The following is a 1,404-nucleotide window of genomic DNA, read 5'->3' as shown; positions in this document are numbered from 1 at the left end:
CACTTGTCCGGTTTCGCTGGCAGCCCTGCGTCAGAAACGTACCTGCTGCCTCAATTTTGTTCTCTTTACCCCGAGCACGAGCTCTTCAAAGACCAGCGTAGATTTTGATAAGACAACTTGATCTTGACTCCCAAGTATGTGAGCTATATATTTATCCTATATTATGATATCCTGAGACCTGAGCATGACAGCCAAAAATCCATAAGGAGATGGTCAATTATGATGCAAGACTTCGTGTGGGGAGCGATGCGCATCTCTTCCTTCTGCGCTCCTTCGAGGATAGTCTTCGGTCCCGGCGCTGTGCGCCAAAACCTCGCTGCTGAGGTGAGATCGATAGGCGCAAAGAGAGTCCTCATCGTTGCAGACCCCAACCTCGTAAAAGCCGGCATGACGGAAAGCTTAAACGAGGCCTTGAAAGGCGAAGTGGAAGAGCTTTTAACTTTCAGCGAAGTCCTCCCGGAACCTCCTGTAGACATTCCTCTAAAAATAGCCGACATCGTGAAGGAAAAGGGAATTGACCTGATCATAGGCTTCGGCGGAGGATCTTCTTTAGATTGCGCAAAAGGTGGTGCGATATTAGCCACGAACGGCGGTCACCCGAGGGATTACTTCGGCGTGAACAAGGTTAAAAAACCCGGCATCCCTACCATCCTAATACCCTCTACCGCAGGCACGGGAAGCGAAGTCACCGCCGTTGCCGTCTTTGACGACCCAAAACAAGGCGCTAAGTTCGGCATACAGAGCCCCTTCAACTACGCCAAGGTCGCCCTCGTAGACCCTGAAATGACGATGACATGCCCTCCAAAGGTAACAGCTTCAAGCGGAATGGACGCACTCATTCATGCCGTTGAGGCATATACGTCGAAAGACGCCTCCCCTTTAAGCGACCTCCTTGCCCTTCCTGCCATAGAGCTCATAGGGCATTACTTGGTGCGTGCCTACGCAGACGGAAAAAATATAGAAGCCAGGACTGCTATGTCCTTGGCAAGCCTATGGGCGGGCCTTTCTTTCGCCCAGGCCGGATGTGCCGCAGTGCACGCCTGCGCTTACCCCTTAGGCTCTACGTACCACGTCCCCCATGGCCTTGCTAACTCCCTCATGTTCGTCCCAGTTACGAAGTTTAACCTCATAAGCAACTACGACCGCTACGGAAAGATCGCTTCCCTCTTAGGGGAAGACACACAAGCGCTTTCATTAAAAGAGAAAGCCGAAAAGTGCGTGGACGCAATTGTAAACCTCATGAAGTCTTTGGACATGCCCTTAAAGCTCCGAGATGTGGGAGTAAAAGAAGAAACCCTGGAGAAGATGGGCAAAGACACGATGCTTCAGACCAGGCTTTTGGCTCACAACCCGAGGGAGGTGAAAGAAGAAGACGCCATAAGGTTCTTCAAGGAGGCGTATTGA

1 protein-coding gene is annotated in these 1,404 nt (G+C 51.3%); it reads left to right on the top strand.

The window, feature by feature from the left end; genetic code table 11:
- Positions 1–219: 219 nt before the first annotated feature.
- Entirely contained in the window at positions 220–1,404 is a 1,185-nt protein-coding gene (locus Q7P41_RS09555) for an iron-containing alcohol dehydrogenase (protein ID WP_303883811.1), read from the top strand.

The organism is Acetomicrobium mobile (genome assembly GCF_937920065.1).
This window is presented reverse-complemented; position numbering and strand designations above follow the sequence as displayed.

What these genes read in the sequence shown, in the direction of transcription:
- Q7P41_RS09555 (WP_303883811.1), top strand. Translation starts at nt 220, where the DNA reads ATGATGCAAGACTTCGTGTGGGGAGCGATGCGCATCTCTTCCTTCTGC.